The organism is Winogradskyella vidalii, assembly GCF_013403955.1.
In the GTDB taxonomy this organism is placed as follows: domain Bacteria; phylum Bacteroidota; class Bacteroidia; order Flavobacteriales; family Flavobacteriaceae; genus Winogradskyella; species Winogradskyella vidalii.
Genome location: NZ_JABFDG010000003.1, coordinates 358,865 through 375,644, shown reverse-complemented (window position 1 = coordinate 375,644; position 16,780 = coordinate 358,865). Strand labels below are relative to the sequence as shown.

The window sequence follows — 16,780 nt, the reverse complement described above, 5'->3', positions numbered from 1 at the left end:
AGTTATTCGTTTAAAAGTTTAGCAATATCTTCTTTTAACATGGAAATTTCTTGTGGAATGCCATCTTCATCTACGCCAACGGCTTCTGGAATTAATCCATTGTAAAATATCATTGGATTTCCAAAATCATCATTTCTAGATCTTATATATCCTTCTTTATCTATTAAAGCAAAATTTCCTGAATGCTCAAAACCTCCTGCAGCCTCATCATCTTTAGCGGTATAAAGGTTAAACCCTTCATTCGCTAATTTATAAATGGCTACTTCATCTCCGGTTAAAAAATTCCAGTTTGGATTGGTAACCCCATATTTTTCTGCATAAGCCTTTAAAACTTCTGGGGTATCTATTTTTGGCGCAATGGTAAAAGAGGCCACACCAAAGTTTTCAAAATCAGTAAAATGGTTTTGAATTTCTACCATGTTTTGATTCATAATAGGACAAATGGTTGGGCAGGTTGTGAAAAAGAATTCCACCACATAGACTTTACCTAAGTAATCTTTGTTAGTAATCGTCTTTCCATCTTGATTTGTAAAACTAAAGCTTGGTACTTTTTTAGCTTCGCCATTAATTTCTAGATAGCGTAAACCACTATTGTTTTCCTTTTTGTGTTTTTCGATGGTTGATGTGGTAACATCTTTACTTCGACTTCCGTCTCTTGTAATATCATCTTGATTAACACGATCTATAATTTTTGGAATAAAAATAATTCCAAATACTAAAATGATAAATGCAATTCCTACATAGGAATAATTTGATTTTTTACTCATTGTTTAATTCTTTTGCTCTTCTTGTGTTGGAGTCGTCAAATTTACCTTTACGTTTCTGGCGGTATTCTGTAAATAAAATCCTAACATCATCACTCATCATATTCTTGATTTCTGAGACTTCTATTGTATTATAAGCATAAACACTAAATGCGGGTTTATTATCTTCTATTTCACGCTCAGTTCTGCCATCAATTCTGCCGCGTTGGTTAAGATCTTTATCTATAATAAAAACACTATTTACAGCTAAGTCATTTCCTAATTTTTCTTGAGACTTTAAAGAATTATATAACATTTTTATTTCTCCTTCTGTTCCATATGCATAATGCCAGAACGTTAAATCTTCGTATGTATTGACTTCTTTCTTAAGTGTTGCTATTTCGTCTTCTGTTCCCTCGGGAACCACAATTACAATTTGAAAATTTTTAAAGCCTTTAAACTTATCATAGACTAACTCTTTGAGATTAGAAGCTTCAATGGAGCGCTCTAAGGGATTTTTTCCTAAAAATCCTAGAACAGTAATTTTGTCTTTTAATATTAACTCTTCGCTGTTATCTGATAAGAAATTATGTATGTCATAAACATTATTATTAACCACATTTAAGGGTATATAATTATGTTTGGCAGGATACAACATTAATAAAAAGGCTACTGGCAGGAAGAATAATATGCCCAGAATTACATAACGTTTTGTAGTGTTTGTTTTCATCTATTAAGAAATAAAAAACCAGCGTTGATAGAGAGGTTTTGGTACACCTTTAATCCCCATAATTTATTAAAATGCAAAAATAAAAAAGGTGGTTTATATAAACCACCTTTTCATTGTATTTAACACTTAGACTAAACTTAGTGAGGAACTTATATTTTTAAAAATCATGTGTAATTAGAGAATCAGCTCCATTGTAGGCATTAAACACATAACCACCTTCTTGTAATAAAATAAAAACTAAATAACTGATAAGAAAAACAGCTGTCCAAACAATCATTTTTCTCAAGCTACCAGTTTCATCTCTAACGTGCATAAAATCCCATGTGATATAATAGGCTTTTACAATTGTTAACACGATAAAGATGAAGTTTAAAGGCTTCATGTAAACAATAGGCGATAAAATTATATTACCTACAGTTGCGAAAAATCCGCCACCTTCAAATGGATCCATCCAGATTTCCATTAATATATCTGGTTTGTAAATACCTAATACAACTTCTATAGCAGTTACTATAGACAGGAATATTAATACACCCCAAATTTTGTCTTTATTAGATTTAAATTTTACTAAACCTCTAAATATTTCTAATTTATGCTCTTGTGCCATAATTAAATATTATTATTTTTAAACTAAGTAGAAGAATGTGAATACAAATACCCAAACTAAATCTACGAAGTGCCAGTATAGCCCGACTTTTTCAACCATTTCATAACTACCTCTACGCTCATAAGTACCAAGTACCACATTAAAGAAAATAATAATATTAAGTATTATTCCCATTGTTACGTGAAAACCGTGAAATCCTGTTATAAAGAAAAACATATCAGCAAAAAGTGTTGTACCGTATTCGTTAACCTTAAGATTAGCGCCTTTTACAACTAATTTACCATTCTCCTCTATTTGTCTAAGTGACTCCGCTCGAGATAAAACCGTTTTATGTCCTTCTTCATTAAGTATTTGCGTTCTTACTAAAATATTATCATTAGCCGCCAATCCTGTATAAATTTCATCTACTGAAAATGGTGGTAATGCTGCTTCATCAGTAAACCATATACCATTATTACGCTCATGCGCTACACGATCGCCAGCAACAGTTACTGCGAAATCCTCGATAGCAATACGCTTGAAGACTTCTTCACCTTCTTCATCATTGACATATTCGCCAAATTGTAGAATATTCCCAGCCTTTGTTTGTACAGCACCATAATCTCCATTAATAAACGTTGACCATTCCCATGCTTGAGAACCTACAAACACAATACCACCAATAATGGTTAAGAACATGTAAATGGTTACTTTGGCTTTATTCATATGATGACCAGCATCAACGGCAAGCACCATTGTTACTGAAGACATAATAAGGATAAAGGTCATAAAAGCCACATAAATCATTGGCAACTCTTGCCCATGTAAAAAAGGTACGTGAGTAAATACTTCATCGGCTATTGGCCATTCATTTACAAACTTAAACCTTGAAAAACCATAAGCGGCCAAAAAAGCTGAAAAGGTTAATGCATCTGATACAATAAAGAACCACATCATTAACTTCCCATAACTTGCTCTAAGTGGATTGTTACCACCTCCCCAAGTTTTATCTTCTGTGCCAGTACTAACTACTGTAGAATCCATAGAATTTATTTAAATTTTTTTAGATTGGACAAAAATAATCAAATTATATATCTAAAAAAATATAAAAACAAAAAGAGCACAAGCCAAAGCATATCTACGAAATGCCAAAAATTTGCTGCAAGTTCAAAACCCAACATATTGTTGGCGTTATACTTTTGTTTAAAATGATTATAAATTACGACAATGAGGCATATTAGGCCAGCAATAACGTGAGCTATATGCAATACTGCAATAACATAAATGTAAGACATTGTAATATTACTGGTTTGTCCTGTAAAGTAATATCCAGCCGAAATAATTTCTTGAAAACCTTGAAATTGACTAAAAATGAATCCGAAACCCAAAACCAAGGTAACTAACAACCATAAAGTTACCATTTTACGATTATTTTGCTCTAATGCACGTTTGCCTAAAATAAAAGTAAAACTACTTAATAACATTAGTATTAAGCTTATAAAAAAGGCATTAGGTAGTTCATAATTAACCAGCCAATCTTCATTTAATCGCTGTTTACTACTTACAATAAATGCACTAATTAATCCTGCAAAAGACATGATTAAAGAGCCAATACCAAACCAAAGCATCATTTTTTTTGACCGGGCGACTTTCTCCTGTTTTGTTCCTTGTGTTAAATCCATTTATCTTAAAAATTTATCTGCAACATATATAATTTGCAACATGGTAATATAAAATACACTTGATAGCATTAATTGTTTAGCCGCTTTTATTGAACGTTTAGTAAACAACTTAAATGCGTAAGACAACATTACTAAGCCAAGCAAAAACACTAAAATAGCACCTACAATAGACAATTTTAAATCTCCTGTGAAGCCAAAAACAGGAATAATAGACGCTATTATTGTCCAAACACTGTACATTATAATTTGTACTGCTGTTCCTTTATCTGGTTTTCCGGTTGGTAACATATGAAAGCCTCCTTTTTTATAATCCTCGTGTAAAAACCATCCGATAGACCAAAAGTGAGGGAATTGCCAGAAAAATTGAATTGCAAATAAGGTTCCTGGTTCAATACCAAATTCATTACGTGCAGCCACCCAACCTAACATAAAAGGAATTGCTCCTGGCAAAGCACCAACAAAAACAGCTAATGAAGTTTTAGTCTTTAACGGTGTATAAACACTTGTATATAAAAATATAGAAATGGCACCATACATTGCCGTTTTAGGATTAATTATGTATAACGTAATTAAACCCAGAATAGTAAAGGTCGTTGCGATTGCAAAAGCGGTGTTTACGCTCATTCGGCCAGTAGGAATAGGTCTATTTTTAGTTCTATCCATTAACGCGTCCAAATCACGTTCAATAACCTGATTATAAGCATTAGACGCACCAACCATAAAATAGCCACCCACAATTAATAATAGGATTGTTGTAGCGCTTATCACTTCTGCACCCAGAAAATAGCCAGCAACAGAGGAAAACACGACACTTATGGACAAACCAACCTTAGTGATTTGCTTAAAATCTTTTACCACAGAAGCTCCTGACACCGAAGACTTTATACTACTCAAGTTATCTATTTTTAGTTGTTTTTAAAGCGATTGCAAAGGTAGTTTGAAAATTGATTCTAACCTACCTTATAACTTAGTTTTATTATTAATGGTTAAAAATCATTATACCAGTTAAACAAGTCTGTTCTTATACCTAAACTAAACCAAAGTGTATTAGAATCCATCGTTGAAGCCGTAATAGCGTCTGGATTAAAGTCGCGATAAATAATATTTGTAAATACTTTTAAATTGGTTTCAGGATTTAATAAATAACCCGCTTGTATTTCGGTCATAAAGCTATTGGTTGTGTTCCCTTGACCGATTTCTATCCCTGTATCTGCGTTACGCTCGTTATAATCTCTATAAATATCGCCTCCATAAGAAAAACTATCTTCATCGGTATTAAAATCAAAACCACGTTGCCCAATAATAAATTTAGCATCACCAAACCAACGTTTATAATGGTAACGACCAATAAGTACTAACTCTCTAAAATTTGCTCCCCAGAGATGCGCCATGGGTTGATTAAAGTGGGCGTAATTTAAAATTTCAGTATTATGAGAATAGGTATATGGTCTTACTCTATTATACTCAGCTTGAAGTAATAAGTTATCCACATCAAAGGCATTAAAATACTTAGCACCTAATTGAAACCCAAATTTATTCTTCCAACTTTTCTCTCCTGCTTTTACTTCACTTAAAGAAAATTCATCTAAAATAAATTGCCCGTAAAGATTCACTTTATTATTCCATTTGTATTTAGAACTCAAACCTAAAATTGCATTACCAGCACCTTGACCTGTTTGAAATTCTATAGCTCTGAAAAAGATAATAGGATTTAAATAGTTAACATCAAAACCTCTTCCATTAGAATCTGCCCACAATACGGATTCAAACAAACCAATATTTAAACGTTTAGAAACATTCCAACTCAGATAATGATTCGCCATATATTTAGTTAAAAATGCTTTATCTACAATAACTTCGTCTCTAACATCTTTTAACCAATTCCATGTACTCGTGTATTTTATTTTCCAGAAGGTAGCATTTAATTTTAAGAATGGATAAGGGCTAGCAACATCACTCTGAAATAAAGAGCGATAACCATCACCAATAAAGTTTTTACCATGTCCGAATTGAATATTTAAAAAATCGGCAGGTGTATAAGACAAATAAGCTTCTGCTACTGGGTAATCATATGAATTTTCTTTAAAGCGCTTTGCAATTCCACGACCTGGAATAATGGCTGGATCTGGACCAAAAGCTTTTAAACTTTCGGCATACCGATTATAATAATCTGCAAAACGACCTTGACTTTCATAAACCGAAGCGGTTAAATTAAAACGTTTTCCTAAGCCAGCTTGAATATTAATACCTCTTGTATTATTCCATGTAGAATTAAAATCGGCTTCGGTATCTTTTCCTATTTGTAAATCTATAATTGGATTTACAGTGAACCAATAGTCTTTACCTTGGATTTCAACCATATGCTCATTAAAAAGTTTTCTACCCAACCAAGTATCAGTATCTTTTGCTAAGCTTTCTTTTTCTGCTTTTATATCATAATAGCGTTCTACGTCACTATACAAAAATGGCTTTGCAGCCGTATGACTATTGGCACCTATAACATTCATTTCTGCATCAAAATGTGCATAATATGAGTGGGTAAATGGAACATTTAATTCGCTACTATATTCTAATTTCTTATAGGGTTTTAATTCTTTTGCCAATTGATCAAACTCATCAGACAAAGTAGCGTTGAGGCTATCATTTTTAGTAATTTGAACGTCATCTTCTAGAATATTTACTTTCCTAACTGGCTTTACCAATGGAATTGCAATAGAGATACTGTACTGTACAAATGTGGGATTTCCATTATAGGTTGCAGGCGCTATGTTTGGTAAAGCATTAAACACACGTTTACTTTCTGTTTTTAAAGCTTCATATAGAGCATCTACATAAATGATTTTAAATTCACCTTTATTATTCACTTCAAATAGCAATTCAATCTCTCCTTGATAAGATTCGTCCTCTACAATCTGAGGTACTTCAAAATTTTCGTATATATAGGTGTTTAGTGTGAAGTTGAAACAGGATTTTAAATCCGCTACAGCTTCAGAATTACATTCACTGAACACCGGAGGTTTTTCGTAAGTTAGTATGTTTTGAGCATAACCAAAGCTAGTTAATAACAAAAAAGCAAATAGAAAAATGCGCTTCATAAAAGACAATTTTAAAATCTGCGAAAGATACTTCTTTTTTTTAGTAACCTGAGCTACAAATAACAGATTAAAAAAACCGTTATTGAGACAATAACGGTTCTATAAAAATGATGTAACTATATAATTAATGTTACTACTCTAATTAATTTCGAGCATCATACATAATCGGTAAAGTATAGATAACGCTGACTGGAACTTGACGCTGTAAACCGGGTTGCATTTTTGGAATTATATTTAGAACACGTTCAGCTTCACTTTCTAATGCATGATGCGGCCCTCTAATTTTAACGTCTGTAACGCTCCCGTTTTTATCAATTGTAAACTGGGTAAAGATTTTTTGACGACCTGAAATACCATATTCAGAACCAATATCAACGTTAAATTTTCGACCTACTAATTTGTTAATCTTATCAGACATGCATTGTCTACGATCCTCGTTGGTAGTGTATTTTTCACAACCAGGATAAACAGGTACTGATTCTACACGAACAAAGTCGACTATTACTGGCTCACTTGGTTCGTCCACTGTTATAATATCTACAATTTTAGTGGGCTCTTCTATTATTGGCTTCGGGTCTTCTTTGCTATCTATAACTGTTTCAACTAAAGGTTTATCGTTGTCCACTTCTTTAACCTTATCTTTAAGTACAGTATTCGATTTTGGTTTAGGAGCCTGTTTCTCAATTACCTCTTCTATAAAAGGCGGCACATAATCTATCATAATTGGATCGACCTGCGCTTTTTCTTTAATAATGCTAAGGTCTGTTTCTTGAAACTGCATTTCAAAAAGCGCATATGTTCCCAATAAACAAAGTATCAAGCCTATTTGAAAATAAAGGCTTGAGTTTTTTTGTAAATTTGCATCGTGCTTGTGTGGTTTCTTTACTTCTTTAGTGCTCTGACCAGCACTTCCGAAGTCATGTTTAAAATTTTTCATAATACTATTTATTTAAATGTTAATATTATGCTAAATCCACAATAAGCATACCAAAACGAAAATCCCGTCCAATTAATTTTGAACGGGATTTTTATATTAAGTATGTTTTTGACTATTTCTTAGTCTTGTACTTGGAATACAATAGGAATTGAGAATGGCATTACTACCGCTTTTCCTCTTTGTTTACCTGGTTGCATTTTAGGTAACTGACCAATAACACGTTTTGCTTCACGCTCTAGTCCAGGGTGTGGTCCACGTGCAACAACATTGGTTATATTTCCTGATTTGTCAACCTTAAACTGAACAAAGATTCTTTTTCTTCCAGGAGGTAAACCTAAATCTCCTGCTAAATCTGTATTAAACTTTTTACCGATGAATCTATTCACCTTATCATTCATACATTTTTTCTTAGCAGCATTTGTTTTTTCCTTTTCACATCCAGGAAAAACAGCAACATTTTCAATAACACTAAAAGGTACCTCTATATCTTCCTCAACTTCATCTACAATAACTTCTTCAACTTCAACTATTTCAGTCTCCATTTCAACTTCTGTAGATTCAATTACGGTTTCTTCTACCTCAACTTCATCTTCAACAACTTCAATAATTTCTGGTGCTGGTGGTGGTGGTGGAGGTGGTGGTGGTGGTGTAACAATTTGTTCAGTAATTGGTACTTCTTCATCTAGTTCATCGTCTAGATTAAGTGTATCAGCAATTACATCAGTTTTATCGTAAGTCTTGTAGTTGATAGCCATATAAGTAATGCCTAACATTAAGGCAAGACCAACAGCAAAGTATAAAGAGCTGTTACGGCTGACATCTGATTTCGGATTCTTTTTAGGTTTCATAAAATGATTTTAATTATAACATCGCTAATTTAACTAATAAATAGTAAAAAAAACAAAGGATTATGTTATTTTAATTTAAATATATTTAGACTAGCTGCAATTAACGTACCAAAAACAGCTCCTATCGTATTCGCTATTAAATCGTAAGTATCATAAGTTCTATTAGGATTTACAAAGTACTGCAACAATTCTAGAATAAAGCCAAGAAAAATAGCTGCTAAACACACTTTAACAAGTAAACCTCTAGTTTTATATAACTTAGCACATAAAACCCATAGAAAGGCCAAACCAAAGTAAGCGACCACATGGAAAATCTTATCATCAAAGGATGACCCTAAACTTGGGACACCATTTAAACTGATTAAACTAGCAATAATTAATGCCAATGTATAAAATATTGACACCAATAAAAGCATTTTTTTAACCACTGATAAGTGCTTTATAGTCTTCTGCAGATAATAAATTCTCAATTTCTGTAGCATCAGAGAATTTTAATTTAATCATCCAACCTGCTCCATAAGGATCAGAATTCACATTTTCAGGCTCATCTTCTAAGCTTTCATTGAACTCAATAATTTCCCCAGATAATGGTAAAAATAAATCTGAAACAGTTTTTACAGCTTCAACAGTACCAAAAACTTCTTCGACATCTAAAGTTTCATCTAAGGTCTCTACTTCAACGTAAACGATATCACCAAGTTCGCTTTGCGCAAAATCTGTAATACCTATAGTAGCTATATCGCCTTCTATCTTAATCCATTCGTGATCTTTAGTGTACTTTAACTCTGTTGGTGTATTCATATTTTAAAAGGATATAAAATTAAGAAAGCAAAGATAATTTATTAATAGCATCAATCAAGCTTAATTCCCAAAATTATAACGCAAGGTAATTCCGGATCTTAAAGAGGTCTGTGGGAATGAGGTTGAAATCGCAAAATCAGAGAAGGTATAATCAAAATAGAAGATACCCGTTAGGTTTTTACTAAAGGCATAATCTGCGGTATATTGAAGCCCCCAAATCGTTTGACCTGCTGTAACTTGGTTATTATCTAAATCTAAATATCTAATAATTGTTTTATTATCTCTTACAGTAACATCTGCACGCATATTTAAATCACTTACAATAATTTGTTTAGGACCTGCAAGTTGAGATCTAATTCTTAAATCCTTAAAACGATAACCTAAACCAAGCGTATACTCTTTACCTTGAATTTCTGTCATTAAATTATTATCAAAGCTAAGTGATAGCGTACGGTCTGTCTTAATTTCAGCTAAAACCTTGATAGAATTCTTCATTTCGAAATCTAAACGAATTAGAGGACTAAATTGTTCTTCTAGGTTAATATTACTATAAAGTGTTTCATTTTTAAAATTTCCAGCTTGATCAATAGCGTCTGCGTTTTCTGGATCGCTGGCTAAGTAATCGTAATCTGGTGACACATAATTTAAATTAGTTCTAAACTGATTAATTGTATAACTAGAACGATAACCGTGTTGAATAGAAAAACGTTTAAACGTATTTTTAAACCAAGGGATTCTCATTAACCCTGTATACTTCAACGTCCAGTTTGGAAGTGGAATATCTCTAAATGCCCCCGTATTTACACTCTCTGGATTGGATCCTTGATAAGCAGACAAAAATGCTGGAAGCAATACACGTTGGCTATTTTTTCCATACCCAATTGGGTACCCTTCATCATCTAAGTTATCTGCATCGTTAACATCCATACCTGACTCTGAAGCAAGCCTCTTTGCTATAACTAATCTATTGGCTCTAAAGTCTTCAAAGGTTGCCGATTGACTTTCGTCACTTTTACTAAACGCTGTTTTAATAAGTACGGTTGAAATATTAAAGTTACCATAAGCGTTAGTAATTAAATCTTCATAGGTATCACTCAAACCATCATCATCTGAATCTATAGCTATAAAACTTTCAGAAACATTATTAGCATACATTCTGTTTCCTGTTAAGTCTAATTTTAGATCTCTCATCGGTTCTATATTAACCGAGTAATCCAATATCTTATTTTCTATTTCAGTATATTGTTCACTAAAGCTATCATATATAGTTAACCACCCATTACTTGCTGCTAGTTGCCTAATATCATTCTGACTACCAAACGTATAACCAACAGTAGGCTTTAAAGTACCTACAAAACCAGGTGTTTGTAAATATCCTGGAAGGTATGTACCATTATTTTCACCGTAATTAAACTGAACACGTTTTACCATGGTTATAACATCTAGCAACGTATTATAAGCTTTGTCACCTGTACTCAACTTATTAGGATCATCTTCATTATCTCCTCCTCTATCTGGAGTTGCTGAACGTCTTGTTACTGGCGCACTTCTTTGTCTTGATCTACCTCGTGTTTGTTTTCCTTTTTTAACCAAACCTAAAGTCTGGTATAACGTTTCCATATTAAGAGTAGAATTGATGTTATGCGTATTAGAATTCTGAATCGAATTACCTAAATTATAAGTTTCATAAACCCCTGGATTATCTGGATCTTCTACTTGTAATCCCGTATTTAAATCCGATCCTTTTTGCCATTGAAAAGCACCGTTATAAGCATAAGTTGCTCTTAAGAAACTTAAAGCCGGTATTTTATATAAAGGCAATTCGTAGTTAACCTGAAGTTCTTGGGTTTGATAATTAGGATCTCCAAAATCAAAGAACCCGTCCCAAACATTTAGCTCTGCATCTTGAGTTCCATTAATACGATCGTCTACAAAATAATTACGAACAATATTACTATTAGATGCCATAAAATTAAGACTCAGTGCATCTGTTAAATTGTAATTAATATTGTATTGAAAATCGAAGGTGTAATCTCTTCTAAACAACTCTTGAATGCCAATATTATCGCCTTCTAATTCTACTTCTCTAAATTTTTGTTTACTGAATTGTCTATTGATATCAGAATTAATTGAAAAACTAGAGGGTAATAAATTAAGATTAAAATCTTTCAAAATCTTCCAATGTTTACTCGCAAAGAGTGAATCGTTTTCTTTGAAAGGTTCAATCTTTAAAGGTTCAAAAGCATAATTGTAATTAGCACCTGCTCTAATGGTTTGATCTAGAGAATTTTCAATTTCAAAATCGCGATGTTCTACCTTATTGTAAGAATAATTAAAGGTTAAATTTTCTACATCATAAACACGCTTTTTAGAGTCGTCCGTTTTTTGCTTTCTTACACCAATAAAATTTATACTTTGGCGCTTAGTATAATCTTCTGATTGTTCTCTTATTTGATCCTCTTCTGCATCAGATTCTGCAGCATCTAATCGTGATTGTAACGTTAAATCGTTATAATATTGATCGTACTTAGGCGTAATGAGCTCTTCACTTTGTGCATAATTAAACGGAAGCTGTACGCCCCATTTTTCAGGTAATAATTGCCCTAATTGCACATTAGTAACAACATCATATTGCTTTACATCTTCTAAACTACGCTCACTTGGTCCTTGTTCTATTCCACCAAAACCAACAGTACTTTGACTTCCTGTAGCACTGATATTAGCGAAATCTGCAATTTGAGTATCCATACTTACTACTGCAGCCCAACCGCCTTCGTTATCCATATCTGACATTCTCAATTCGTTAAACCAGAATTCCCCACAAGAATTCATTCCTGTAATTCCCGAATTTTTAATACCAATCATCAACACCCTAATATCACCAAAATTTGGATTTCCTTTAATAGCAATACGTTGTTGCTTAAGCCCTGAATCCATTTCATAAGGCACATCATTAGGGTTTGTAAATCCTTCTTCATCTAACACCCCATCAACTACATTATAAAATGTAGGGTCTTCTGCTGACAACGATCCATTAGAAATACCTAAGGATTTAATCGTTTGTAAAAACTCTAGAGGAATATTAATTTCGTTTTGATCTGGCCATACTCTTTCACTGTCTGTACCTTCCGCATCAGCACTTGGTAATAAAGGCAATTCTATTTGGTAGTAGTTCTCTGTGAAGTCATTACCCATTCTTATAAAACCAATCATTTCACCAGCTTGTAGGGTTGAACCTTCTTGAGCTTCTGCATGCATAAACATCCGCAGTTTTTTATACTGACGCATGTCTAAATCGATGTTTTTAGTAACACCTTTAGAATCTGTAGATCGTAAATCACAAGCTTGTAAAACTAAAGACTGTTCATTCTGTCTAATTATACTGTTGTTATTATTAAGCTCCTCTTGTTCTACTCCTGGTGGTGTTTCGTAATCTGGATTATCTTCAACACCTACAACACCAACATTAAATTCTGCATTGGGGCTGTTATTAGTATCATCATTATCTAAATCTAAGGTATAACGTCTCCAATCGCTACGCACTAAGTCTAAAGAGGCAAAACGCATCACTGTATTTTCGGTAAAATCGGACACATACATACGAGCAAAACGTACCGAGCGAATATCGGTTATTCCACCAACACGCTGGGTTTCTTCATCGATAGGAATTCTAAACTGATACCATTTTACATCGTCTCTAACATCGCCATTAGGTAACGTTACCTGAACATCCTCTTTTATATCGTTAATTAAAGGGTTACTGATATTTAAACTTGTAGGCGTAATATCTATTTCATATTCAAAATAGCTATCAATAGTATTCATGGTGTTATCTCTATTGATATCCTCAACATCTGGTTGCGTTGTAGAACCACGGTTGGTATCTGTAAAGGTATCTGGGGTATTACCTTCAGTACCATTGTATTTTTTATAACGGTCAAAGATATTACCAGTTGTATTTAGATAATAACTGTAATTATCGTTTGATGGATCCTCACCAAACTCTGCCCCAAACCTATTAATTTCTTCAAAGTCATTATAACCGTCTAAACCGACATCTTGGTTGGCTCTGTCAGCTCCAGTAGTCGCAAACGTATAAATCAGAGATTGGTTTTGTGGTACAACAGTTCCAAATTCAGTAGGATCTAGCATAGATATATCTCCATCGTCAGGCAAACCGTTTTCATATTGTTTTTTACCATCTTTAATAATATCTTCAGAGATATTACCAAGGTTAATAAATAATTTCCCACCGGTATTCGTAGACGAATCTAAAAAAGGATCTTGTACCCAAAATTCAATATACTCTACGTTTGCTTGCTCAAAATCGGTAGATGTTATCGACCTCATTATACCAGCCCAACTTGTGTTAGGGTTTAAATCGGCTCCATTTGCTGCTGCAGGATCAAAATTGTAAGGACCACGCTCTCTAGGGTAATACGCTAAATCTAAAGTATTGATAACAGAGGTTTGTCCCTGTGCTATATCTTGCCTAAAAATTTCATCTATAAAAACACGTCTCGTATATAAATCAGAAATATCATCATCTGTAATACCATCAGGACGTTGACTACTATAAAATATAGGGTCAATAGTATACCAGTTTAAAAGCGCTCTTCCATAACCGTTTTCTATTCCAGGATTATTAACAGCGTTATTTTCGTCCACACCATTAACTGTGAGCGGTCTACTAGATAAGGACCAAGACAAAGGACTTAATAAATCAATAGCGCCTTGGCTACCTTCAAAATCATCGATATAAGCCGTTGCTTCGCCATTAAAATCAGCACCACTTGAGGCACCTGGTAATAAGTAAGCAAACTCACCTCTTATAGAAAGATTAGATGGTACATCAGTATCTATATTTGGTAATTTATTTACCATTCGAGTTAAAAATGGAACTTCGGTAGAGTAATTTCCATTAAAACCAAAAATGGTATTATTAATAGGTTCGGAGTTATAATTTGCTTTTTGTGTAATTGGCCGTTCGTTTAGGTTTAACAAGGTTCCCCCTAACACAAAATTCTCGTTAAATTGATGTTCTACATTAATGCCTGTAAAACGTTTGGTTTGCTGACCAAATACCGCATTATTTTCTACAGAAACATTAATAGGCGTATTAGATGCTTTTAAGGCTTCGTCTAAAATTTCTACACGACCTAACTGATAATTCACCGTATAATCAATACCCTCTACTAGCTGTCTTCCGCCAGCGGTCACTGTAACAGAACCTCTAGGCACATTAAACGCACCAATAGGAATCCCACTATCACCACCACTACTTGTAAAACGACCTTTTATTAAGAATTTATTCTTTTCAGATTCATCTAAAGCAGCCGTTTTAGTTGATTTATATAATAAATCATACACATATTTTTCTTGATTGGGATTGGTGTATGTTGCAGCATCATAATTTCCTGGATTATCTGGATCGTCTAATACATCAAATAAATAACTACCAAAAGGTTGTGTTTTGGTAAAAATAATTTTTCCGTTTTGAGATAAAACCGTTTGTCCTTCTACATAATCAAAGAAACCATCACCACCTTCTTGTGGGTCATTATTTGAGTTTAGCTTATCTAAATGAAATAACCTAATTAACGGCGTTTCTGAAATTACAGCATCATCACCATTATCAAAAGGCGTATTATTATCATATAATGGAAACGCTGTACCTTCAACTGGGTTAATATAGTTTGAGGCAGAAGATTCATTATAAAAAATATTAAGTACAAAATCTTCTTCGCTAAGTTGATACGCCCCCGTATCATAAATATTTTTCATCATTAAATCCCAAATCGGCTGATCGACAGAAGTCACCGTGCTTTTCAGCATTTTAAGGATTAAGCTTTGATTATTTATCACTTCATTACCCGAACTATTATCTACAGTTGTTGCTTCTACACCATCATTGGCAAACTCACCAACTTGATACACCTGACCTCCAATAGTGTATTGAAATGCTACGGCTAATACTTCGTCATTTTGTAAGCGCTGATTTAAGGAAATATACCCTAACTCTTCATTTAAAACATACTCCTGATTCTGCGTTAATTTTCGTGCCGATTCTAACTTACCATAATCAAAACCTTCATTAACATTCACTGTATTTACACCAGACTCAACATTGGTAATATTTCTAACGGCATCGGTTAAAAACGACCCAGGACCGCCAATATTAGTGGGGTCAAACTCATTGTTTTCATTATTTGGTCTTGCTCCAGGATTATTAACAAAATTGGGGGGATAAGACGTAAGTCCAATATTCTCTATTGAAGACTCTCCTAAATCTTGAAAAGCAACAATATTTCTAACGTTTTCAGTTTGATTATTTGTATTAGTTACCCATACCTCTACTCTAGTGATCTGAAGACCTTGGTTATCTATCCAAGGATATTGCAGTAACGCTTTATCATAAGTCTCTCTAAAATAATGTGCTAAGAAAAAGTGTCTGTTTTCATCATAGTCTCTGGCATAAAACTCAAATTCATCAACAGTTCCTCCGCCTTCAGCTACTACTGAAGTCGACTGTGATTGCTGTTCAGAAAACACAGCTGTTACTCTTGTTTTACCAAATTGCAATTCAGTTTTTACACCAAAAAGACTTTGCGCTCCTGTGATTAAAGAACTATTTAATGGCATGCTTACGTTACCCACTTCAATCTTACGTATTATATCGTCTTCAGTTGGTGTATATTCTAATTTTACAACCTGTTGAAAATCGAAAGTGGCTTCTGTATCGTAATTAGCGGTAACTTGCAGACGTGTTCCTACTTTACCTAATAAACTTAAACTAATTCGCTGATCAAAATCGAAGGTAAAATTCGTTCTATTTCTAGGGGAAGTATTGGGATTGTCTTGCTTAGAAAACAACACCCCTAAATCTACTTCTACTGAACCTTGAGGTACTACATTTATAGTATTTCCACCAAAAATAGTTTCAAATAATCCTGAATTGACATAAAACTCTGGCAATAAATTCTTCTGATCTTCTTCTGAACCTTCTTTTTGTCCGGCTGCAGCATCAGCCATTTTCTTGTAATATTCTTTTAATTTTTCTTGAAGTACTAATTCTTGAAATTCTTCAGGCGTAAGAATTAAAGGGTAATTAATATTAAAATTGCCTATTTTTTCGGTGTATATATAACGATCAAGTATAGGATCGTACGTATATTTTGAAACAATACTAGTTGGGTTAGGCATATTGAGTTTGCCCATTGCAAAGCTAGTACTGGTTGAATCTTGTTCTGTTTCTGTTTCTTGTGCAATAAGCGGGTTGCTCATTAGCATTACAAAAGCTAATATGCAGTAAAAACAATTGGATAAGCGTTGGTTATGACTAGTAGTATTCAATTGGA

Annotated in this window: 12 protein-coding genes; all 12 read right to left on the bottom strand. The window is 33.5% G+C overall.

The features are described from left to right. Nucleotides 1-2: 2 nt before the first annotated feature. The 12 genes from HM982_RS10450 to sov all read right to left on the bottom strand — a co-directional run bounded on the left by HM982_RS10450 (nt 3) and on the right by sov (nt 16,775). A complete protein-coding gene (locus HM982_RS10450; RefSeq protein ID WP_179353099.1) occupies nt 3-767 on the bottom strand; it encodes an SCO family protein in 765 nt (254 codons plus the stop codon). Next, the gene (locus tag HM982_RS10445) at nt 760-1,473 is read right to left on the bottom strand and encodes a hypothetical protein (RefSeq protein WP_179353098.1); all 714 of its coding nucleotides are present in this window, start codon (nt 1,471-1,473) and stop codon (nt 760-762) included. The genes HM982_RS10450 and HM982_RS10445 overlap by 8 nt, the downstream gene beginning before the upstream one ends. A 157-nt stretch (nt 1,474-1,630) precedes the next feature. Beyond that, nucleotides 1,631-2,080, bottom strand: a complete 450-nt coding sequence (locus HM982_RS10440; RefSeq protein WP_179353097.1) for a cytochrome C oxidase subunit IV family protein — start codon at nt 2,078-2,080, stop codon at nt 1,631-1,633. An 18-nt stretch (nt 2,081-2,098) separates the two neighbouring features. Next, a complete protein-coding gene (locus tag HM982_RS10435; RefSeq protein ID WP_179353096.1) occupies nt 2,099-3,103 on the bottom strand; it encodes a cytochrome c oxidase subunit 3 in 1,005 nt (334 codons plus the stop codon). A gap of 38 nt (nt 3,104-3,141) precedes the next feature. Further along, nucleotides 3,142-3,741 carry a cytochrome c oxidase subunit 3 gene (locus HM982_RS10430; protein WP_179353095.1) on the bottom strand — a complete coding sequence of 200 codons (600 nt, stop codon included), beginning with the start codon at nt 3,739-3,741 and terminating at the stop codon, nt 3,142-3,144. Continuing rightward, on the bottom strand, nt 3,742-4,635 hold the full coding sequence (gene cyoE, locus HM982_RS10425) for a heme o synthase (RefSeq protein WP_218849812.1): 894 nt from the start codon (nt 4,633-4,635) through the stop codon (nt 3,742-3,744). 92 nt (nt 4,636-4,727) lie between these two features. Further along, a complete protein-coding gene (locus tag HM982_RS10420) occupies nt 4,728-6,836 on the bottom strand; it encodes a gliding motility protein RemB (RefSeq protein ID WP_179353094.1) in 2,109 nt (702 codons plus the stop codon). A gap of 142 nt (nt 6,837-6,978) precedes the next feature. Then, nucleotides 6,979-7,773, bottom strand: coding sequence for an energy transducer TonB (locus tag HM982_RS10415; RefSeq protein WP_179353093.1), 795 nt, complete (start codon nt 7,771-7,773; stop codon nt 6,979-6,981). 119 nt (nt 7,774-7,892) lie between these two features. Continuing rightward, nucleotides 7,893-8,621: an energy transducer TonB gene (locus HM982_RS10410; RefSeq protein WP_179353092.1), complete on the bottom strand. Its 729-nt coding sequence runs from the start codon at nt 8,619-8,621 to the stop codon at nt 7,893-7,895. Between the two features lie 65 nt (nt 8,622-8,686). Beyond that, nucleotides 8,687-9,007 (bottom strand): VanZ family protein, encoded by a 321-nt coding sequence (locus HM982_RS10405; protein ID WP_179353091.1) that lies wholly within the window; start codon nt 9,005-9,007, stop codon nt 8,687-8,689. 34 nt (nt 9,008-9,041) lie between these two features. Further along, nucleotides 9,042-9,422, bottom strand: a complete 381-nt coding sequence (gene gcvH, locus HM982_RS10400; protein ID WP_179353090.1) for a glycine cleavage system protein GcvH — start codon at nt 9,420-9,422, stop codon at nt 9,042-9,044. Nucleotides 9,423-9,482: 60 nt separating this feature from the next. Then, on the bottom strand, nt 9,483-16,775 hold the full coding sequence (sov, locus tag HM982_RS10395) for a T9SS outer membrane translocon Sov/SprA (RefSeq protein ID WP_449489500.1): 7,293 nt from the start codon (nt 16,773-16,775) through the stop codon (nt 9,483-9,485). Nucleotides 16,776-16,780: the final 5 nt, after the last annotated feature.

What these genes read in the sequence shown, in the direction of transcription:
- HM982_RS10450 (WP_179353099.1), bottom strand. Translation starts at nt 767, where the DNA reads ATGAGTAAAAAATCAAATTATTCCTATGTAGGAATTGCATTTATCATT.
- HM982_RS10445 (WP_179353098.1), bottom strand. Translation starts at nt 1,473, where the DNA reads ATGAAAACAAACACTACAAAACGTTATGTAATTCTGGGCATATTATTC.
- HM982_RS10440 (WP_179353097.1), bottom strand. Translation starts at nt 2,080, where the DNA reads ATGGCACAAGAGCATAAATTAGAAATATTTAGAGGTTTAGTAAAATTT.
- HM982_RS10435 (WP_179353096.1), bottom strand. Translation starts at nt 3,103, where the DNA reads ATGGATTCTACAGTAGTTAGTACTGGCACAGAAGATAAAACTTGGGGA.
- HM982_RS10430 (WP_179353095.1), bottom strand. Translation starts at nt 3,741, where the DNA reads ATGGATTTAACACAAGGAACAAAACAGGAGAAAGTCGCCCGGTCAAAA.
- HM982_RS10420 (WP_179353094.1), bottom strand. Translation starts at nt 6,836, where the DNA reads ATGAAGCGCATTTTTCTATTTGCTTTTTTGTTATTAACTAGCTTTGGT.
- HM982_RS10415 (WP_179353093.1), bottom strand. Translation starts at nt 7,773, where the DNA reads ATGAAAAATTTTAAACATGACTTCGGAAGTGCTGGTCAGAGCACTAAA.
- HM982_RS10410 (WP_179353092.1), bottom strand. Translation starts at nt 8,621, where the DNA reads ATGAAACCTAAAAAGAATCCGAAATCAGATGTCAGCCGTAACAGCTCT.
- gcvH (WP_179353090.1), bottom strand. Translation starts at nt 9,422, where the DNA reads ATGAATACACCAACAGAGTTAAAGTACACTAAAGATCACGAATGGATT.